The sequence below is a fragment of the Paenibacillus sp. Root444D2 genome, assembly GCF_001426375.1.
GTDB lineage: Bacteria > Bacillota > Bacilli > Paenibacillales > NBRC-103111 > Paenibacillus_E.
Window position 1 is genome coordinate 1 of the sequence record NZ_LMEO01000001.1, and the last position, 19774, is coordinate 19774.

The window sequence follows — 19774 nt, forward strand, 5'->3', positions numbered from 1 at the left end:
GCGTGCCCAGAGGCACGCATTATCTAGTTGGTGCAAGTCCAACCACGGGAGGGACCAAGCCACCCTTGTAGCTAGGATGCTTGCGTATGGCGAAATCTGTGCGTAAAAGCGCATCGACAAAAGTACTTGTCAGAGGCAGGGCGAGCGACATACTAGGCCGTAACATCAAGTGAATCCTGCCGCATCGTCAAAGAGGCCTCGCAAGAGGGACAAGAGGAAGCTGAGTCTCGTGAACATAGACGAAGGCCAAGGAAGCTGCGTAGATCTTRGAACAGCAGTGAAGAATCCTCCGGTGTAAAGGGATCGGCATGGTATGAAAGATAATGCAGTGAACTGGGGAGACCCTCCCCTGCACGGATTTTTTTTTAGAAACCGTAAAGAGACACTCTATAAGCTCGAAAAGCGAAGTGAGCCGTCTGTAGGAAGGGAGTCCGAGGGGCTCATAGTACCAAAGAACCGAAGGACAACATAACCTTCGGGAGGGAAGGAGCCCTGCTTTGTTTATGCTTTTTAAGGAGGTACGAGTGAGTGAATGCCAACCGGCTAACGACACCAAAGGAAAAAGTTCAACAACTCCAAGAAAAGCTAGGTCATGCAGCCGAGGAAAACAAGAAACGTAAGTTCCACTCCTTGTACGACAAGGTTCACAGATGGGACGTTCTATGCGAAGCATGGAAAAGAGTGCGTGCTAACAAAGGCGCGGCTGGTATTGATGCCGTTACTCTTGCAGACATCGAAAAGCACGGGGAGATTTCGTTCATCAAGGAATGTCAGCGTGAGCTACAAGAAGGCACATACCATCCTGATCCAGTGAGACGTCAATACATTCCTAAAAAGGATGGAAAACAAAGACCGCTCGGAATACCGACGGTTCGAGACCGAGTCGTACAAATGGCAACAAAACTAATGATTGAACCCATCTTTGAAGCGGATTTTCATGAAACATCCTTCGGATTTCGCCCGAAACGTGGTGCAAAGGGAGCACTAGACCGAATCCGTAAAGCCTGCAACCGTAAAGGGAATTGGGTAGTCGACATCGATATCCAAGGCTACTTCGACAACATTAACCAAGACAAGCTAATGAAACTGGTGCAAATGCGCATCAATGACAGGCGGATATTGAAGTTAATTAGGAAGTGGCTACAAGCGGGAGTTATGGAAGAAGGATCGGTAAGACGCTCCGACTTAGGCACACCACAAGGTGGCGTCATCTCGCCGTTACTAGCGAATATCTACCTCAACTACTTCGATCAAATGTGGGAGAAACATGGAAAAGGAGTAGGTGAGTTGACACGGTACGCAGACGACATGGTTGTAGTTTGCAAGACGAAGAAAGAAGCGGACCATGCGTACAAACTCATCGTTACGATTATGGAGCGTTTAGAACTCACCTTACACCCCACCAAAACACGCATAGTAGGCTTGTGGATAGGAGACGAAGGATTCGACTTTCTAGGCATGCACCATCGGAAAACAAAAGCAGAAACATCCCAAGGAAACGTGTATTTCACAACGCAACAGTGGTTAACGAAAAAGGCAGAAGAACGCATACGGGAAGTGGTTAAAGAAAGACTTGCACCACCGAGTTCACGTTCACGTTCTTTTGAGGAACAGGTAGGATGGCTCAATCCTAAAATTCAAGGATGGAGAAATTACTACCACACGACCTACAGCCATAGGAAATTAGCGAAGTTGGACTGGTACATACTGCAAAGGTTAACCCGCTGGTATGCTAAGAAAAGACAAAGAAATAGATGGATGGGTTCATTTCAAGAAGTTAAATATATTGCCAGACAAATGGGGCTTAAAACATTGTTGTAATCCGCATGCTCATGATTGAAGAACATCGGAAAGCCGTATGAGGGAAAACTTCATGTACGGTTTGATGAGGAGGGGCTGAATATTCAGCCCTTTACTCTAGTTGAGAATCTAGAAATCTACATGGAAGAAAAAGAAGGGTGCTGTGATGACGTATGTTTTTAGTTAATTCTCGTGCAATAATTGAAAGAACTTTGGATGGAACAATCGAAATTGTAGTTCAAACACGAAATAAACCTGGTGAATCTCAACGGATTGAACTTCCTGGTGGGAGAATAGAACAATACGAATCMTTAGTAACAGCACTTATTAGAGAAGTAAAGGAAGAGACTGGGCTTGATGTAGTAGAAATAGAAGGTGAGGATACAAGGATTGATACAGTGGGTATCGATCCAAGTTTTGAAGTGGAATGTATAAAACCCTTCGGGGTTTATCAGACCATTAATGGACCCTTTGATTCGGTTGGTGTGTACTTCCGTTGTAAAGTACAAGGTGAGTTATTAAAATTAGGTGATGAAACTAAGAACCCCAAATGGATTACCGTAGGAGAATTAAGACAACTAATGAATGAGGATCCCCTCCAATTTTCCAATGTAGAYAGAGCAGGAATTATATTTTACTTAAAATATATTGAAATGATGTAAAACTATACTACATGTGCTCTGATTTACTATCGGATTGTTAGGAGGTATTTTTAAAATTGAAAAATGTATTTATAGTCAGACATTGTCAAGCAGAAGGACAATCTGCTGATGCACGATTATCGGATTTAGGTCTAAATCAGGCAAACAAACTTACTGAGTTTCTTATACCNTATAGTCAGACATTGTCAAGCAGAAGGACAATCTGCTGATGCACGATTATCGGATTTAGGTCTAAATCAGGCAAACAAACTTACTGAGTTTCTTATACCGAAAAACATTGATTATATTATTTCAAGTCCTTATGAAAGGGCTTATCGAACAATTTCTCCATTAGCTGAAAGACTTGGTATCGAAATTGTAACAGATAATCGATTGANAAACATTGATTATATTATTTCAAGTCCTTATGAAAGGGCTTATCGAACAATTTCTCCATTAGCTGAAAGACTTGGTATCGAAATTGTAACAGATAATCGATTGATCGAAAGGATATTATCTGTAAAAAGTCACCCCGATTGGCGTGAAATGCTTCGACAAACGTACTACGATTTAGATTTGTGTTATGAGGGTGGCGAGTCGAGCAATGTAGCTACGCACCGTGTAATTACTGTGGTTAAAGAACTATTAAATAGTCGATTTAAAAATATTATAATAGCTTCACATGGAAATCTCATATCTCTGCTCTTGAAATATTTTGATGATCGGTTTGGGTATAAGGAGTGGCAAAACCTATCTAATCCAGACGTGTTCCACCTCTCCTTTATGAAGGAAACTCCAAATATAGAACGAATTTGGAGTGACTAAGTGACTATTTTAGTAAGTGACTTCTTCAAATATCATTGAACTAACGGAAACGCTAGTTCAATACAAACAGATTAAAACCTCTCATTAGAAGAAAACCTAGACTTAATAGGACTAATGGGAGGTTTTATTATGAATATAAGTCAATTGTGGAAAGTGTATGAGGACGATAAGCGCATCCAGGGATTTAGTATAAACACTCTAAAAGCCTACGCCCTGCAGCTGAGAATGCTGGTTAATGAACTTGGCGATATCCATATTTCAGATGTATATTTCACTACCGAGTGCAAGGTCTGGTTGAAAAAGTATCTAGCAAATCGTAAGGACTCCTGTAAAGCTTTGTTTGTAACCGAAACTTATCCTACTCGCAGAATGGCCATTCCCACGATCAGGTGGTTATTAAAGCGGCTTGCAGATCGGGGAGAAGTCGAAACCAACGTGTACCCTCATCGTTTTCTCCATACTTATACGTGCCAGTTGCTGGACAACGGAGCACCTTTGGAGTTCATTCAAGGCATGCTGGGACATGAGAAGGCATCCACGACTCAAATATATGCACAGCTCCGCGGCGAGCGCAGAAGAGAACTATATCGTCAATTCTTTTAGGCGTTCACTGCTATTCCGTAATGCTGGTTTGAATCAGTATAATAGCACCTTACTCCAGGGTGGCAATAAGTTAAACTAAACCGCCTAATTGGCTTCAATTAGGTGGTTATTATGCTTTTTGGGGAAACTAAGCAAGACATAAAAAGTGTCTGGTAAGGAGCTGCGTGCATGGAATACCAGGAGACGGAAGAGTTTCTCATAAAGAAGTTGCGCAAATACGTAGAAGGGTATGTTTATGATGCCGATTTATCCAGTAGCGAGTGTTTGAAAGTGATTGTGGAGATAGTACGTACCTATCCGAGCAGAGGGAAGGAAAATGTATTTGATAGTTGAAAAAAAGGGTGGGTTTGCGTGGCAGAACTCGGGGTAGATCATTATAATGAACATAATATTTAACTGATAGACTTGAAAGTGATAAAGGAGGCAACCATGGGATTAGGGGACTATCAATTAATTTTATATCCTGCGGGAAATATGCCTGAGTTGACTGACATGGGTATGGATTTCGTGGGTAGTCATGACGAATTTACGAAGTTCGCAAAAAAGACAAAAATGCACTTCTAACTCAAAAAGTATCGAAGCAAAGGCATAGAAACTGAATTATAGACATATGTATAAAATACGGGTTTTATGAATATGTACTTTCTTTGGATTTGGGCTTGCCCCTAATTCCTCTTTGATTTTCTCCTGAATCCCGTTTAGGCGGATATTTATTGTTCTTGTCACCACCCGACTCGTGTGTCGAGGTCTCGCACCCATTCATTTACGATGCCCTGATATGAATGGGATCGTGTGGTGAAATCGTAATGCAGGCACGTAATTAGCGAACCCCTTCTGGTCCTGAGTAGACACTAAACTAATAGAAAAGGAGAACCGTAAACAACCGGTTCTCCTTTCATTCACATTCTTAATTATTTTTGGAAGCTTCTATGTTCTACATAAAAAATTTGTGACTCTGTCTTGGAGAATTACCCCTGAGATGCAGAGCGGCTGAGCCAATCTTGGAAGTGTGTCGTAGTGATGCTCACGGGTCTATCACCATTTGGAACGAGAGATTGATCATTCACCTCTATCGATCCGTAGTAGGGCGCGTTATCGTCTGTGACCACCTGACGTTTGTCTTGAGTTACGCTAAAGTATTGTCGAACGAATTCGTCCATACGAATCTGATCTGGACCGGACACATCGACAATGCCATTCACTGGCGTCCCAAGTGTGAAATCGGCCAACGCGGCTGCAACGTCATCCGAAACGATAGGCTGCATAAGGGCGGATGGCAAACGAACGGTTTCCCCTTCTGTAGCCACATCGGCGATGCCACCGACGAATTCGAAGAACTGCGTTGCGCGGACGATCGTATAAGGATTCTTGGAATTCTGGATTAGCTCTTCTTGAGCCATTTTCGCACGGAAATAACCACTTTGGAGAAGGCGTTCGGTACCAACGACCGACAACGCAACATGATGACTTACTCCAGCGTTTGCTTCAGCAGCAAGGAGATTACGAGTAGACGTCTCAAAGAACTCCAAAACTGCCTGGTCCTCCCACGAAGGCGCGTTTGACACGTCGACAACAACCTGTGCGCCGCTAAGCGCTTCTGCCAGCCCCTCACCAGTGATCGTGTTGACACCTAAGGAAGGTGATGCTGCCACTACCTCATGGTCAAGCTGACGAAGGTTGTTTACAAGTTTTTTTCCAATTAACCCACTGCCGCCAATAACTACAATTTTCATATTAATCCTCCTAGTTGTTTTGCCCATAAAGAGCAAGTAATGTCTAAACATATATTCTATATAGGTTCTAAAGTGCTTATATAAGTGAACTATGCTTTGCTTCTTTGCTTCTGTAACTGATTAGCTCAAGCCAGCTTTGTTCAAACCATATGCGGCGTCAGCTGTGCCCGGTTCCGTTTTGAATGCTACGTTAATACGATTCCAAGCATTAATAGCCATAACGGAGAAAGTCAGATCCGAAATTTCTTTCTCAGTAAACTGACCGCGAACGCGTTCATACAGCTCATCGGGCACACCATGCTCAGGCAGCTTGGTAAGAATCTCGGTCCATGCCAGCGCAGCGCGTTCACGCGAATCAAATAGTGTCGATTCTCGCCAAATCGAGATGTGGTATAAGCGAAGCTCACGCTCACCATGAATCTTGGCTTCCTTCATATGCATGTCCAGGCAGAATCCGCATCCATTCATTTGTGATGCCCTGATGTGAATAAGATCTAGTATCTTCTTTTCAATTGAGCTTTTATTCTCGGCTAAGCTGAACTCCACCATTTTTTTGAAAAGCTCAGGAGATTGCTCCATATAATTTACACGTTGCGTCATAATTGTGTACCTCCTAATTTTTTTGACACTAATAAGACAATTGGCGACTTCAATGTGTGACATAAAACATGATCAATTGATTAAAATCAGTGCCAGAGCATAATTTCCCCTATCCGCTAAATACATCTGCATCAATTCAGGATTTGTAGCATTCGTTTTTCTACTCCTTTAGCGTCTCGAAGAGTATTTTGGTCAGTCATTTTTAGCCATATCGTGAGTATGAAATCGTGTTATTGCTTTTACCGAGTTCTCTTTTCAAGTGATAGAATAAGCTCCTTCAATAAATTTTTGGCTGGAGTAAGGGATTCCGGAACTGCCCCCATATTTATATGCTGACATGATTTCCGACTACATATCCCAATGGTGATTGTTTCTTTTTTAGCCGGTGGAAATTGGCACAGTTTGAATTCCAATGGTCCCTCCTTTAATTCGACGTAACCAATTGGCTCAACAATACCTACAAGACAAACAGGACAATTGCTCAAGCTGTCTTCATCCCTTTCTTTTCTGATCAAATTTGTTTGATAATAATAAGGCAATTGGTGATATGAATATGTGACATCTTTCAGAGTCTTAATTCCCATAATCTTCATAAACGCATTGTTGAGAAACACTATATTTAATCAATAAATTCAGCCTATAATAACCTTTCCAATTAAACAAATAAAGACTGCCTGCTACCGGCCGCTCTGGCCAGGTGGTTGGCAATCTTTTTCATGTTCTGGGCGATGGCAACCATTCATTTGCAACGCCCTGATCTGAATGAGATCAAGGATCTTCTCTTAAATGGCCCTTTCTTTCTCGGCGTTGTTGAATTCCATCATTTTTTTTTGATCCTTCAAACTCAGTTTAAATTCTGCAATTTATCCGGATTTACAATCAGGTAAACCCGTTGAATAGCCATCGTCTCGATATCCCAATCAAAACAAATGACCCCAGTTGAAATCCCCTCTTTGGTTATCAATATTCCTGGCTGATGATTGACCTCGACAAGCTGCGCTTTAGATGCAGGAAATCGACTTGATGAAAGAGCATTCAATATAGTGAGCACACGTTTCTTATTGTAAATTTGATTAATTGCGGCAGACACTTTACCCCCGCCATCAGCAATGAAAATGACATCCTCAGTTAACATGTTCACCAGGGATTGAATGTTACCGTTCGAAAGAGCAGCAATGAAACGGCTTACCCTTTCCTTTTCCTCGTGTAGATGTGATAAAAGAATTTCATCTTTTTCATTGGATGCGTCTACTTTTTTCTTGACACGACTGTAAATCTTGCGGCAATTGACTTCTGTTTTGTTGAACATTTCTCCAATTTCACTATGTTCATATTCGAACACTTCTCTTAAAATAAACACCGCTCGCTCCAAGGGTGTCAGTTTATCCATAAGAATAAGAAATGCGTAAGACATTGTATCCTGACGCTCAACACGATCTAATGGACTATGCTCAATCAGTTGCACGGTTGGTTCTGGAAGCCAATTGCCTACGTAGCTTATTCTTTTTTTTCGTGCTGATTTTAACTCGTTCAAACAACGATTGATCATCATTTTACTTAAGTACGACTTAAAATTTTGAATGTTGTCGTTTAAAAATCCATGCATGCTAATAAACAAATCTTGAACCATATCCTCTGCATCCGATCGAGAGCCAAGCATGCGGTAAGCAATTGCAAATAGATGAGGTTTGTAGGTCCTATATAAATCTTCAATGTTATTCGATGATGGTTCAATGGTATAACTTTGCATTATATCCCCCCTTTGTAAGTTGGTTAAACTTTTTTAGCTTATTATTGACAAAATGAAATGACCCATACGATGTAGAAATGATCATTGATAAGACAATTGACGGTGCCCATATGTGACACAAATCTAAACAATTTTTAATCCAAAATGACATCCATCTGAAGAAACAACCGAATAACTTGTATTTGAGGAACACTTCGTTGGTTCTATTTCAAAAACGTTATCGCTTATATGGAGGGTATTATCAATCTTCAACACGTAAATACGGTAGTCCGAATATAGCCCTTTTGCCCATTTTCACTGTTAACGACTGAAAAGAAAAAAAGAGTCTTAGAAGACTCTTTTTCAATAGGGATATGTTCCACTTTGTCCTTGTTATTAAAACTTTCGAGCTAATTCACGAGCTTTCTGGATGGCTTTCTCTTTAATTGCCGGTGCTTGATCCGGCGTTGCAGCGACACCTTCAATAAAGATACCTTCGAATGAAGGAACACCAAAAAACTTCATAATCATAGTTAAGTGACGATGACCTATTTCAAAGTCTGCAAATGGTCCCCCTTGCGAATAGAAGTTACCAGCTGCCTGAATATGCACAGCCTTTTTATCACCAAGTAACCCAACTGGACCTACATCCTGAACATATTTGAAGGTTTTCCCCGCAACGCATATAGAATCAATGTATGCTTTCATAACTGGTGGGAAAGAAAAATTCCACATTGGATTAACAAATACATATTTATCTGCAGCAACAAATTGGTCTACCAGTTCACCTAAACGACTTACTTTCGCTTTTTCTTCTGTGCTTAACTGATTAAAATCAGTGCCAGAACTTAATTTTCCCCATCCGCTAAATACATCTGCATCAATTTGCGGGATATTTACTTGATAAAGATCAAGATGCAGTACTTCATCGGTAGGATTAGCTTCTCGATATTCATTAATAAATTCTTTTCCAACACTTAAACTATAAGAGTTCTGGTGATCATGCGGATGAGCTGTAATATACAATACTGTTGCCATTTTGGTTAATCTCCTTTAATGTGTTTTTTTACACTATTAAGACAATTGGTGACTTCAATGTGTGACATAAAACAAAACAAATTTCGATAGCAGGTTAATAATCGGGAAATCCAAAGTAAATGTAATTTCAACACATCTGTAATATAGCCTCAATCGTCAAAGAATATTAGTAGTTCTCCTCATAACTCATCAAAATCAGATCATAAGTTCTTGAGTACTTCTATGTTGTAAAATAAAGGGATAACTTCAACATCAGAACATCATAATAAGACGAGTTATTTTTCTTAGACAGGTGGTACGTCGTATGCTCCCAAATATACATAAGGCTTTAAGAGAGATCTTAAAATCAGATGATTTTCTACAAACAACCATTAATATAAAAGATAAACTAATTCATTTTTCTTACTATAAAACGCTTATAAACCATGAACAATATCACCATGATTTACTCTCTTTTATTCAAACCTCGAATTGTGAAATCAAAAATTTGCATGATTTAAAAGCCTTGATTCCCATTGAAGGAATCAAAATTTCTTCAAACCTGGAAGAAATTCCACAAAGTTTGGCTCACGGTTCAATTTTTCTTCAAATAGATCCTCATCTAGATGAAGGACTTATCGTGGACATCGCAGATTTAAAACTGGGCCATCGTGTTCATAATGATACCGAAAATGAATACAGCGTAATCGGTCCGAAACTCGGTTTTGTCGAAAATATAGATACCAATTTGACTTTACTTCGAAGAGGGCTTGTAACCGAAAAACTTATATTTGAGGAACACATCGTTGGTTCACTTTCAAAAACAAGAATCGCTATCGCTTATCTGGAGGGTATTACCAATCTTCAATATGTAAATACGGCAAGGCAGAGGCTCTTGGATCTAGATTATGACGTGTTGTTTGAGACTTCTCTTCTGGAACAACTTATTACCGACAACTCGAATTCTCCCTTCCCATTATTCTTGTCCAGTGAACGCCTGGACAGAATCAAGTATTCTTTGTTAAACGGGGAAGTAGCCATTCTATGCGACGGTTCTCCTATTGTAATTACGGGACCCGTGAGTTTATTTAACTTTATTATTTCTCCCGAAGATTACTATTTACCATGGATTATGGGTTCGTTCTTTCGTCTTATTCGTTTTTTTGGGATTGCGTATTCAATTCTGGCCACCTCCATTTATGTTGCGATTCTCACCTTTCATTACACCGTCATTCCCAGGGATCTTTTAGGTCCGATTATAGAATCCAGAACGAACGTTCCCTTTCCTCCTGTGCTGGAGGTCCTGTTCTTGGAAATAACCATCGAGTTGTTGCGCGAAGCCGGGTCCAGATTACCTACAAAAGTCAGTCAAACGTTGGGCATTGTAGGAGGTATCATACTTGGGCAAGCAGCGGTACAAGCTGGTTTAACCAGTAATATTTTGCTCATCATCGTTTCTCTTTCTGCATTGGCTTCCTTTACCACGCCTATCTTTAAAATCTCCAACACAATTCGGTTTTTGCGTTTTCCATTGATTGTCTTAGCATCCTTATGCGGTGGTTTAGGAATAATGATTGGGATAATGTTTATTTTAGGCCATTTATTACGTTTGAAATCGTTGGGTTCGCCGTATATCGTGCCCCTGTTCCCTTTTCGCCACAACAGTTACAGCGACAGTTTTATCCGCTCTTCCTTCACCCTTCTTTCTAATCGATTTTTTACTACGCGTCCGCTCTCGACAAAAAGATTTTCCGTACAAAAAAATAAAGATATCGGCGACGACTATAATAATGAATAATTTTGTGTTGATAGGAGGATGAAATAATGAAAGGGCATATTCTAGTTCTCTTCTGCTGTTGCCTATTATCCGGTTGTGCACAAAAACGCATAACAGACCGGATAAATATCATCCAAAGCATGGGCGTTGACGTCGAAGGCGATACGATTAAGATGAGCACTTCTTATCCAACATATATAAAAGCTTCCCGGCAACAATCCGTATCCCCGATAACCGCGGAGTCGAAAAACCTTTACGGGATTTTCACAACCCTAACTACCAAGTCTTCTCAACCTGTCGAATTGGGACAAATGCGCACATTGGTAATTAGCGAAAAATTCGCAAAAGAAGCCATCTCTGAGCTTGCCGACTACATCAATCGAGAATTCATTAAAAGCAGCAATGCTACCCTTGTTATTACAAAACAACAAGCAAGCTCTATAATATCTGAAACCTCAAAAAAAACATCCTTTTTCTTATCGGAGCTTATCGAACAAAACATGTACCATGGGAATACGCCGATGACAAATTATCATTCATTCGTAAATCAGTACTATGGAGAAGGCCAGGATGTTTATTTACCCGTTATCAATAAAGATCAGGGCTTATTACATATGGATGGTGTCGCCGTCTTTAAAGGAGACGAATTAAAACTTTGGTTAACCAACGAAGAAGGATTATATTTAAAGTTTCTTAAAGACAAAGCCCTGACAGGCGAATATGATTTCATTACCGGTCAAAAAGATATGTATTCCTTTGTCATTCTGCGTGGAAAGAGCAAAATAGCTATCGCGCAAAACGGAAAGACAACGATATCCCTTAAATTATCCATAGCACTTAGAGGAATTCCGAAAAAAATTAACATTCAGAAAAAAGACGATTCGCAAGAAGTAAAGAAGCAAATCGAAGATAAATTATCATCGGAAATCAAAATGATGCTAATCCGATTACAAAAGAACAACGTCGATCCTATCGGCTTCGGAGAGCAATATAGGTGGCAGCATAGAAAGTATAGCGAGAATGAATTTTATGGAAAAATCTATCCTAATCTGGATTTTGAAGTTAATACGAAGATTATTATTTTACACTCAGGGGTTGGGCATTAGTGCAGAATCGGGTACAGGAAAATTACACAATATCCGGATACTTTGTATTTTTCTTAATCGGCGTTTCCCAGGCAGCCGCTAACATTTTTAATTTTCAAAGTCTTATCTTGGTGGAAGCTGGTCAAGATGCTTGGATATCAATTATCCTAATGGGTTTGAGCTTGCATTTAATCATCTGGATGGTTTATAAGATGCTCGGTAATCCAGCTAAAGACGTAATTGACTTACATCGAACGATTTTCGGCAAATTCATAGGCAATGCTGTTTCTCTATTATTAGTCGGATACTTTTTCCTAATGGCTCTATTTTACTTCCGAGTTTACATTGAAATCATTCAAGTGTGGGTATTTCCAAACTTTGAAACATGGGCTTTGGCAGGTTTCTTAATTTGCATAATATATTATGTCGTATCCGGCGGGTTCAGGGTTGTTGCCGGGTTTAGCTTTTTTTACATAGCTCTGATCCCCTTCCTCTTTTTGCTTTACTTTCCGATTCGACAAGGCAATATCCATCATTTATTGCCTTTACTCAATCATTCTTTTCTTGATTTGCTTAAAGGTTCTAGATCTTCCAGTTTCATTTTCTTCGGGCTTGAAGCATTGCTTATTTACTTTCCTTTCTTAAAATTACCTGAAAAAAACGTAAAATGGGCGCATTTCGCCTTGCTATTCACTACATTCAAATACACGGCAATAATTATTGTAACCCTCATGTATTTTAGTCAGGGACTACTGAAACATACGCTTTGGCCAACTTTGGCGATGTCGAAAATCATTGAGTTATCCTTCATTGCAAGGTTCGAATATCTTTATGTATTTATGTGGCTTCTGGTTATCATCCCAACGGTTTGTATCCCTATTTGGTGCTGTACAAGAATTATGAAAAGAGTTGCTTCGCTTAAACCTGGAGTGTCATTACCTATTACACTGGCAGCCCTTTTCATCGTCGCGCTTACGTTTAACGAACGAATGGAGATCGATGTATTAGAAAAATTCATTCATGAGTTAGGATTTTATTTCATCTTTGCCTATATCCCGTTACTATTTATTATTACTAGCGTTGCATTAAGGTCTAAATGCGATGTTGTCAAATAAATCAGAAACTGATTTATTGTACTGGTTCATCTATCAAGAGGTAGAGCCTATAGCTTTTCATAGGGCGACAAATCGGTTAAATTTCGCACTCAATATCCTTCCATATCGGAATTTCCAAACAAAGAAAAAAACCTTTATTTATAAAGGTTTTTTAGTGATTTCACAATTATGTTTGTAGACTTTTCTTAAATGAACTCATAAATGTTGTTAAGATACGAAATAGAATGTTCATTAACTTTCATAAAAAGTGTTTAATCAAAAAGTAAAAGAACCCTGAGAATATCGATAAGAACAAAATTACTGTTAATGGGAGAAGACCATCCATCTTTTGCTCGTAGTTGTTTCTATTCGAATTATTCATTCTTATTACTCCCTTCAAGTACGTTCATTCGGCCATATAAACTCTTACAAAACTTCTTTCATTAGTATTATATAATTGCATAGGAACACTGTCCCCATCCAATATACTGTTTTTTTAGCAATCCACTTTCACACTTTTGTCATATATCCATTATGCTCTCTCTTTCCCCATTCCCCATTTCCCATTCCTTTTCATTTTCTCCTCCTAGAAAAACATCTTGAACTTCGTCTGAAAAGCAGACCCCTTAGTTAAAAGTAGGCCTGCTTTTCAGTCATGTTATATGCTTTTTACAGTGTCCGAGCATCGCGAAGCAGTACATTTGCTGCCTCATTCGATATATGCTTGCCGGATTGTGCCTCCACTTCATGAATGAAGCTTTTCACATTTCCTGCATTCAGCTTGTCAAGTAAGCATGTTTCTATCCCTTTATTGTCGATCCAACCGCTGCATCCCCAATTCACTTTATCGTCAGAGACATACATTGAGACAGTTAACGGGACAAGAGCCTCATTCGTTGGCCAGTCTTGCAAAAACCGGGCATTGATTTTTGAAATCGATTTAGACTCGCCCAGGTCGAAAGTAACTTCGCGGGTCATTTTCTTCACATGTCCTATCCATGCAGGATCTGACATATTTAGTAGGCCATGTTTTCCATCCGTCAGCTTCTTGCTGCCATCAGGATGGCTTGCTTCCGGCTCTTCCGACCACTTATAATCCAGACCCAGCGCAAGATTCCGAATTACTGGTGCGGGCTGTCCTTGTTCCGCTTGTGCTACCGGTACCACCGACAATAACATAGCCGCTAAGACGGTCATGGCTGCCCATTTCTTTTTTATCCTCATATTATCCTTGCTCCCTTCATGAATAAATACTCATTAAACCACATTAACTTGTTGTTCGTTTCAACTTATTACGGTGAACCTTCCTCCTTTCCGAAATCACAGTATAAGCTAATAGCAGTGTCTGTACCTATTACATTAAGTAACTTGTCTCGTGATGCAAAGAGACTAGTTATTACTTGTCGTATACATTTGTTTACATTGCCCTCTCGAATGAGCAGCTCTTGCCATCGCCACACGTCAGAAAAAAGCCAAGGGGTACATGGCTTCTCTGATACAGCAGTCGATTGCTACCTAAGACTTCTACCCCTTTGGTTTAAAGGTTCTCTGAAAATAAAGTTTTAGACTGGCACAGGTGTCCCTGTATATAGTAATTCGCCATTTTGCTCCTTATGAGCCGTTGCCAATCTATGATTAGTTCAGTACTGCCGTCATATGCTCGGTCGTGATCGACCAATTGCGATGCGGTCCAATATTTGGCTTTGTCCTTTACGTAAATGACTTGCGGCGATTCGTGCTTCACGCCAAGGTCTTCCGCGATCTGGTTCGAAACCGGACGCGATTCGATCACTTTGACAAGCACGTTATCAACATCGACGTTCGGGGCGTCCTTCAAATAGTGGTTATATTCCTTAAGTGCGTTATAGCTGACCGGACAGGTCGTACTATGCTTCAGGATGACTTGGCCGCGTTCCGCCGAAATGAGAGAATCCCATTATCGAGCAAAATAAAAAATCCTTTAGCATTTGCCGAAGGATTGGCTCTTCTAACTTGTATTGGTTACGCTAGTTTTGTTCCGCAGTAGAATCAGTATTGCACATGAAATTGGATATATGGCTGCTTTTTCCGAAACTCTCGAAGGATATGAACCCCTAAATCCTCCTCCAAGCGTTGAATCGTTTTGCTTAGTGACGATTGTGTAACGTGCAGGCTTCGTGCAGCTTCGGTCACATGTTCCAAACGGGCCACCGCGAGAAAATATTGCAGTTGTAGAAGTTCCATTTTGTACACTCCATTCATTCCCTCGAGTCAATGAAGTCATAACATAAAATGCATTGGAATAAATAACCGATTTCAAGTACGATGACATCAATACACTTTGAGGGGTGACCAAAATGAATGCTCGCAGCAGGTGGTTGATGATTTCCGTTGGCCTTGGGATACTATTAAACCCATTAAATTCTTCCATGGTTTCAGTTGCTATTCCAAGGCTGCAAAATGTGTTCCAACTTGATTTTACAGTTGTTTCCTGGATTATATTTTCTTTCTACATTGCAAGTGCTATCGCTCAACCTGTCATGGGGAAGGCCAGTGATTTATTCGGTCGCAGGAAGATATTTCTTACCGGACTTGTTGTAGCCTTCGTTGCATCATTATTAGCTCCACTATCGCCAAACTTTGGTTGGCTCATCGTGTTCCGCATTGTGCAATCCATCGGAACAAGCATGATGGTTGGGGTTGGAATGGCCATTGTGCGAATTCATATTACGGAGAAACAAGCGACTGCGCTGTCTGTTTTGTCTATATTCCTATCCGGAGCGGCAGCCATTGGACCCTTTATTGGAGGGGTCTTGATTCACTGGTGGGGCTGGCCTGCTATCTTTTTCGTCAATATTCCATTCGTGGTGGCAAGCTTTCTATTATCTTGGAGGAATATTCCTAAGGACGAACCATCAACATCCGTTGCACGGGGCATGTCCTTTCGTAAATGGTTTGATTTGATTGATGCGACAGGGATCCTGCTCTTCACAGTGGGTCTGGTTGCCCTGCTCGCCTCCTTACTCTCAGCAAAATCATCCGGGCAAATCTCATTAAGTCATGTTATTGTCGGGCTGATAGGCCTCGCTCTACTAGGGGCTTTCATACGATATGAGTTAAAAGCGAAATCACCCTTTATTCCTTTGCGTACATTTGCCAAATATCCTGCGATGACTTGGGTTAATGTCGAATTCATGCTTGTAAACGTACTTTTTTACTCGCTCTTTTTCGGGCTTCCGTCCTACTTGCAAATGGTACGTCATGTCAGCGAGTTCCAAACAGGGATTCTCATGCTAAGCTTAGGCTTGTGCTCGCTCGTTACTTCTCCCATAGCAGGCCGATGGATCGATAAATCAGGCCCCAGGCCGGCATTGCTCGTGTCCGCAATACTGATGACACTTGGGTCGGTGTGGCTCGTGACATTGAATCAAACTTCACCAGTTATCAGTGTGTGTTTGGCTTTGGCTGCCTTCGGTATTAGCAACGGGTTAAATAATGTAGGTATGCAAGCAGCCTTGTTCAACAGTTCTCCAAAAGAAATAATCGGTGTAGCATCCGGATTATTTCATACATCAAGATACCTGGGAACCATTCTCTCTTCATTGTTGATAGGCATCGTAATGGGAGGTAACTTCAGCTTTGAAGGGTTTCGAGTGCTTGGGATTATCCTTACGGTAATTGCTTTGTCCTTGGTATTCATGAGTCGGCGGCGCCGGAAATCAGGGCAATTGCAAGAATCGTAGCATGTTTCAGCAAAAATGAAGCGAATTGAGCGGCGGACAGCTTCACCGCGTCGCCATTCCGCGCGGCCTGAATTTTGCAGCCAACCTTTTGATTATAGATAATCGATCAAGAAATTAATTTCAAACCAACCGCAGCGCTTAACACCATAGCGATGAACATAATCCGCTTCCAATCACTGGACTCGCCATAGTACAGCATCCCGACGATTGCGCCGCCAACTGTTCCGATTCCTGTCCAAACCGCATAAGACGTGCCCATCGGCAGGCTTTTCATCGCTAGGCTCAGAAGCATAAAACTCATAACAATGCCAACGATGAAAAGACTAAAGGAGCGGATGGTTTTCGCTTTATTTATTTGGTTCATGCCTACGACGCCTACGACCTCGAACATGCCGGCAAACAAGAGAAAAATCCAAGCCATTAGACTGTCGCTCCTTTCTTTTCTTGCTCTTTTGTCACAAATTTGAGCCCAAATACGCCGGATAAAAGCAGCAAAATAAGGAATACTTTAAGAATCCTGAACGGCTCTCCGAATAGCAGCATTTCCACCAATACGGTGCCGGCTGTCCCCATTCCGGTGAAGACAGCATACACAGTCCCCACAGGAAGCTTGGTAGACGCGTTAATAACTAAATGAAAAGAAATATACATTGCTATGATCGTGCCTACCCACATCATCGTTGTATCCGAATGTTTTAAGCCCGTAACCCAAATAACTTCAAAAAAAGCGCCGACAAATATATAAATCCAATTTCGATTCATGTGTACAATCCTCCTGTTGATTTACGATTTGATGCCACGCCAGTATACGAACCATGAAGCTTCAATCCTTTTAAGCGACTTTTCAGCTCCTCCAAATAACAACTCTACAAACATGCCATCCAGCACAGCAAGGAAAGAAACTGTCGCCATTTCACTGCTGACATCAGAATGGATGTTCCCTGCTGCTATCGCTTGATCGAAGACAGGAATTAACATCGTTTCAAGTGTATCTAAATAGTTATAACCTTGTTTGACAATCTCCTCATAGAGATGGGAAGGCGGGAAAAAGGCAACCCTTAAGAAAAATTTGGTATTGTCATCATGTTCGTAACCATCTTTATATTGGATAAGAAAGCCATAAAGAAGTTGATCAATCGAAAGTTGCTTATGTCGATCGAGATACTCAAAAACAAAATTCAATTCCTTCGCTAGCACAGCGTTAAACAGATCAAGAAAAAGTTCATCTTTCCCCTTGAAATGTGTATAAATGGATTGTTTTTTGATGCCTACTTCCGTAGCAATATCTGCAAGCGATGCACCTTCATATCCATTATTGGCAAACTGTTTGAGGGCTACCTCTTTGATTCGAGTTGCAGTCATTTGATCCATCCTTCCGAACGTTCGTCAGGAACATTCTATCACGTTCTCCGTCTTGGGGCAACTACCTTCAATGACAGCCCAAACATGAAAAAGATTGCCAACCACCAAGCCAGAATGGCAAGATAGTAGCAATCTTTTAAACAATTTATATTAACTTTGATAGCTGGTCGCTGCGTTTCTATTCCCAACTTCAACAGTAACATCCATCGTTTGACCATTACGTGAGATTGTTAACTTCAATTTATCTCCAACGGCCGCGGCCTGCACCGCTTTTGTAAATTCATCCGTGCTTGAAATTGCTGTGCCATTCACATCCAAAATAACATCGTATTGACGAATGCCCGCTACAAAAGCTGGCGTGCCTTGCTGCACTTCTGCAATTATCGCACCTTTTGTGCTGTTAATTTTTAAGTCTTCCAGCATATCCTCCGAAATATTTTGTAAAGCTACACCGATGTAGGGTGCTGGCTCTTTTGGAATCGTTTCGTTATTTTTCAATTTATCTACAACAGAACTAATCGTACTTGCGGGAATTGCAAAGCCCATTCCTTGCGCTTCAGAATTTACAGCTGTATTGATACCGATAACTTCACCATTCAAGTTCAAAAGCGGGCCGCCGGAGTTACCAGGATTAATCGCTGTGTCCGTTTGCAGCAAATGTTTGTAATTTCGAGTGCCCTGCTCATCATCGATGCTGATCGTGCGCTCTTTGGCGCTTAAAACGCCCGTTGTTACGGAGTAATCGAAGTCATACGGGTTACCGATCGCAACAAGCCAATCCCCTACTTGCGTGTTGTCGGAGTTACCAATATTCAAAGCTGGAAAGGCTTTATCCCCTTGAATTTTCAGCACAGCCAAGTCTAAATCATAGCTGCTTCCAAGAAGATTTGCCGTAAACGGTGTGTCATAGCCTTGCACGTAGACATCGATTTCGTCTGCGCCATCAATAACATGTTCATTCGTTAAAATATATCCACTTGCGTCGAAAACGAAGCCTGATCCAATCCCATTTTCAATGGTATCTCCGCTTTCAGTACCTTGCCCTAGTGTATTTCTTCTATTCTGTCCATTATTCGTCTGTTTTACTTTGGTCTCGATTTTGACAATGGCTGGACTTGTAGCTTTTGCAATGGATGAGATGCTGTTCGTCCCTGAAGGGGTTAACGATGCAGTTTGGACATCAGCAGCTGCCGAGTTGGCTGAAGCAGCGGCGACAGCTGATTGAACGGGCCCGGCATCATACCCAAACAGATTCATCTTATCCGACGTGAACATCAACCCACCGACAACGACCGCGCCAGCCATAAAAGCTGCAAACATGGATCTCAATTTGGTGCTCCCCATTTTGTTTTCAACCTTTACTTCATCTAAATTAATTATATTTTTCATATCTTCATTCATACGATTACCGCCTTTCATATGCCCGTTTATTTGTTTGGTGTTGATAGATAAAAGTATAGGGCGTTAACCTGAAGTGTTACTTAAGTTTGGCTGATAGGCACATGAAAGTTAACTGAAAGTATACTGAAGGTGTCGATTGACGCAAAAAAACCTCTTGTTTTAACGAGAATTGTTAAACAAGAGGTTTTACTTGAATAGTACGAAAGAGTCTATTCTCTCTCAAATTACGAGAGAAAATAAGCGTCTTCCAACGGTCTACTATAAATATAAAAGTTTATATTTCTCTCATAGTTCGGATATATTCACTTCATTATATATATATGTGTCTGGTACATAGGGTTTAAGATTTGACTGCTTTAATAGGTTATGGAGATCCCATTTATTA

Annotated in this window: 18 protein-coding genes and 3 pseudogenes; 10 read left to right on the plus strand and 11 right to left on the minus strand. The window is 40.8% G+C overall.

The annotated features are described in order from the left end of the window. The first annotated feature begins 528 nt into the window (after nucleotides 1-528). The 6 genes and pseudogenes from ltrA to ASD40_RS36915 all read left to right on the plus strand — a co-directional run bounded on the left by ltrA (nucleotide 529) and on the right by ASD40_RS36915 (nucleotide 4202). Nucleotides 529-1821 carry a group II intron reverse transcriptase/maturase gene (ltrA, locus tag ASD40_RS00005; RefSeq protein WP_057301317.1) on the plus strand — a complete coding sequence of 431 codons (1293 nt, stop codon included), beginning with the start codon at nucleotides 529-531 and terminating at the stop codon, nucleotides 1819-1821. 152 nt (nucleotides 1822-1973) lie between these two features. Beyond that, nucleotides 1974-2462 carry an NUDIX hydrolase gene (locus ASD40_RS00010; protein ID WP_057301318.1) on the plus strand — a complete coding sequence of 163 codons (489 nt, stop codon included), beginning with the start codon at nucleotides 1974-1976 and terminating at the stop codon, nucleotides 2460-2462. Nucleotides 2463-2633: 171 nt separating this feature from the next. Beyond that, the coding region (locus tag ASD40_RS38395) for a histidine phosphatase family protein (RefSeq protein WP_235549118.1) at nucleotides 2634-2838 on the plus strand (205 nt) is incomplete at its 3' end. 1 nt (nucleotide 2839) lies between these two features. Next, nucleotides 2840-3266: pseudogene (locus ASD40_RS36225) on the plus strand (histidine phosphatase family protein); the annotation flags it as partial. Nucleotides 3267-3395: 129 nt separating this feature from the next. Next, nucleotides 3396-3869: a tyrosine-type recombinase/integrase gene (locus ASD40_RS00015; RefSeq protein WP_057301319.1), complete on the plus strand. Its 474-nt coding sequence runs from the start codon at nucleotides 3396-3398 to the stop codon at nucleotides 3867-3869. Nucleotides 3870-4037: 168 nt separating this feature from the next. After that, nucleotides 4038-4202 (plus strand): hypothetical protein, encoded by a 165-nt coding sequence (locus tag ASD40_RS36915; RefSeq protein ID WP_156389840.1) that lies wholly within the window; start codon nucleotides 4038-4040, stop codon nucleotides 4200-4202. A 635-nt stretch (nucleotides 4203-4837) separates the two neighbouring features. Here the strand turns inward: ASD40_RS36915 and ASD40_RS00020 are convergent. The 4 genes from ASD40_RS00020 to ASD40_RS00040 form a co-directional block, all read right to left on the minus strand. Beyond that, nucleotides 4838-5653 carry an SDR family oxidoreductase gene (locus ASD40_RS00020; protein WP_235549119.1) on the minus strand — a complete coding sequence of 272 codons (816 nt, stop codon included), beginning with the start codon at nucleotides 5651-5653 and terminating at the stop codon, nucleotides 4838-4840. A 69-nt stretch (nucleotides 5654-5722) separates the two neighbouring features. Beyond that, a complete protein-coding gene (locus ASD40_RS00025; protein WP_057301321.1) occupies nucleotides 5723-6202 on the minus strand; it encodes a carboxymuconolactone decarboxylase family protein in 480 nt (159 codons plus the stop codon). 844 nt (nucleotides 6203-7046) lie between these two features. Further along, entirely contained in the window at nucleotides 7047-7952 is a 906-nt protein-coding gene (gene sigJ, locus ASD40_RS00035; RefSeq protein WP_057301323.1) for an RNA polymerase sigma factor SigJ, read from the minus strand. A gap of 375 nt (nucleotides 7953-8327) precedes the next feature. Continuing rightward, nucleotides 8328-8969, minus strand: coding sequence for an FMN-dependent NADH-azoreductase (locus tag ASD40_RS00040; RefSeq protein ID WP_057301324.1), 642 nt, complete (start codon nucleotides 8967-8969; stop codon nucleotides 8328-8330). A gap of 304 nt (nucleotides 8970-9273) precedes the next feature. Here ASD40_RS00040 and ASD40_RS00045 point away from each other — a divergent pair, with 304 nt between their 5' ends. Genes ASD40_RS00045 through ASD40_RS00055 form a run of 3 tightly spaced genes read left to right on the plus strand, consistent with a single transcriptional unit; the run spans nucleotide 9274 to nucleotide 12925 of the window. Next, nucleotides 9274-10746: a spore germination protein gene (locus tag ASD40_RS00045; protein WP_057301325.1), complete on the plus strand. Its 1473-nt coding sequence runs from the start codon at nucleotides 9274-9276 to the stop codon at nucleotides 10744-10746. Nucleotides 10747-10772: 26 nt separating this feature from the next. Further along, complete coding sequence (locus ASD40_RS00050; protein ID WP_057301326.1) at nucleotides 10773-11831, plus strand: Ger(x)C family spore germination protein; 1059 nt, start codon at nucleotides 10773-10775, stop codon at nucleotides 11829-11831. Then, complete coding sequence (locus tag ASD40_RS00055) at nucleotides 11831-12925, plus strand: GerAB/ArcD/ProY family transporter (RefSeq protein WP_057301327.1); 1095 nt, start codon at nucleotides 11831-11833, stop codon at nucleotides 12923-12925. Before ASD40_RS00050 ends, ASD40_RS00055 begins: the two co-directional genes overlap by 1 nt. A gap of 648 nt (nucleotides 12926-13573) precedes the next feature. On the opposite strand, the gene ASD40_RS38115 is transcribed toward ASD40_RS00055, so the two are convergent. From ASD40_RS38115 to ASD40_RS00070, 3 genes and pseudogenes are all read right to left on the minus strand, one after another. Then, complete coding sequence (locus tag ASD40_RS38115; RefSeq protein ID WP_057301328.1) at nucleotides 13574-14128, minus strand: hypothetical protein; 555 nt, start codon at nucleotides 14126-14128, stop codon at nucleotides 13574-13576. Between the two features lie 411 nt (nucleotides 14129-14539). Continuing rightward, a pseudogene (gene ytxJ / locus ASD40_RS00065) lies at nucleotides 14540-14828 on the minus strand (bacillithiol system redox-active protein YtxJ). 110 nt (nucleotides 14829-14938) lie between these two features. Then, a pseudogene (locus ASD40_RS00070) lies at nucleotides 14939-15127 on the minus strand (LysR family transcriptional regulator); the annotation flags it as partial. A 113-nt stretch (nucleotides 15128-15240) separates the two neighbouring features. Here ASD40_RS00070 and ASD40_RS00075 point away from each other — a divergent pair. After that, entirely contained in the window at nucleotides 15241-16626 is a 1386-nt protein-coding gene (locus ASD40_RS00075) for an MFS transporter (RefSeq protein ID WP_057301330.1), read from the plus strand. Between the two features lie 106 nt (nucleotides 16627-16732). On the opposite strand, the gene ASD40_RS00080 is transcribed toward ASD40_RS00075, so the two are convergent. From ASD40_RS00080 to ASD40_RS00095, 4 genes are all read right to left on the minus strand, one after another. Continuing rightward, nucleotides 16733-17047 carry a DMT family transporter gene (locus ASD40_RS00080; protein WP_057301331.1) on the minus strand — a complete coding sequence of 105 codons (315 nt, stop codon included), beginning with the start codon at nucleotides 17045-17047 and terminating at the stop codon, nucleotides 16733-16735. Further along, the gene (locus ASD40_RS00085) at nucleotides 17047-17388 is read right to left on the minus strand and encodes a DMT family transporter (protein WP_057301332.1); all 342 of its coding nucleotides are present in this window, start codon (nucleotides 17386-17388) and stop codon (nucleotides 17047-17049) included. The genes ASD40_RS00080 and ASD40_RS00085 overlap by 1 nt, the downstream gene beginning before the upstream one ends. Before the next feature lie 21 nt (nucleotides 17389-17409). Further along, nucleotides 17410-17988 carry a TetR/AcrR family transcriptional regulator gene (locus tag ASD40_RS00090; RefSeq protein WP_057301333.1) on the minus strand — a complete coding sequence of 193 codons (579 nt, stop codon included), beginning with the start codon at nucleotides 17986-17988 and terminating at the stop codon, nucleotides 17410-17412. 150 nt (nucleotides 17989-18138) lie between these two features. Further along, the gene (locus ASD40_RS00095) at nucleotides 18139-19389 is read right to left on the minus strand and encodes a S1C family serine protease (RefSeq protein ID WP_057301334.1); all 1251 of its coding nucleotides are present in this window, start codon (nucleotides 19387-19389) and stop codon (nucleotides 18139-18141) included. Between the last annotated feature and the right edge of the window lie 385 nt (nucleotides 19390-19774).

Bases quoted from the DNA above. Each gene is read 5' to 3' on its own strand.
- ASD40_RS00050 (WP_057301326.1), top strand. From the start codon at position 10,773: ATGAAAGGGCATATTCTAGTTCTCTTCTGCTGTTGCCTATTATCCGGT.
- ASD40_RS00045 (WP_057301325.1), top strand. From the start codon at position 9,274: ATGCTCCCAAATATACATAAGGCTTTAAGAGAGATCTTAAAATCAGAT.
- ASD40_RS00025 (WP_057301321.1), bottom strand. From the start codon at position 6,202: ATGACGCAACGTGTAAATTATATGGAGCAATCTCCTGAGCTTTTCAAA.
- ASD40_RS00080 (WP_057301331.1), bottom strand. From the start codon at position 17,047: ATGGCTTGGATTTTTCTCTTGTTTGCCGGCATGTTCGAGGTCGTAGGC.
- ASD40_RS00015 (WP_057301319.1), top strand. From the start codon at position 3,396: ATGAATATAAGTCAATTGTGGAAAGTGTATGAGGACGATAAGCGCATC.
- ASD40_RS00075 (WP_057301330.1), top strand. From the start codon at position 15,241: ATGAATGCTCGCAGCAGGTGGTTGATGATTTCCGTTGGCCTTGGGATA.
- ASD40_RS00020 (WP_235549119.1), bottom strand. From the start codon at position 5,653: ATGTTTAGACATTACTTGCTCTTTATGGGCAAAACAACTAGGAGGATT.
- ASD40_RS00040 (WP_057301324.1), bottom strand. From the start codon at position 8,969: ATGGCAACAGTATTGTATATTACAGCTCATCCGCATGATCACCAGAAC.
- ASD40_RS00085 (WP_057301332.1), bottom strand. From the start codon at position 17,388: ATGAATCGAAATTGGATTTATATATTTGTCGGCGCTTTTTTTGAAGTT.
- ASD40_RS00095 (WP_057301334.1), bottom strand. From the start codon at position 19,389: ATGAATGAAGATATGAAAAATATAATTAATTTAGATGAAGTAAAGGTT.
- ASD40_RS36915 (WP_156389840.1), top strand. From the start codon at position 4,038: ATGGAATACCAGGAGACGGAAGAGTTTCTCATAAAGAAGTTGCGCAAA.
- ASD40_RS00090 (WP_057301333.1), bottom strand. From the start codon at position 17,988: ATGACTGCAACTCGAATCAAAGAGGTAGCCCTCAAACAGTTTGCCAAT.
- ASD40_RS38115 (WP_057301328.1), bottom strand. From the start codon at position 14,128: ATGAGGATAAAAAAGAAATGGGCAGCCATGACCGTCTTAGCGGCTATG.
- sigJ (WP_057301323.1), bottom strand. From the start codon at position 7,952: ATGCAAAGTTATACCATTGAACCATCATCGAATAACATTGAAGATTTA.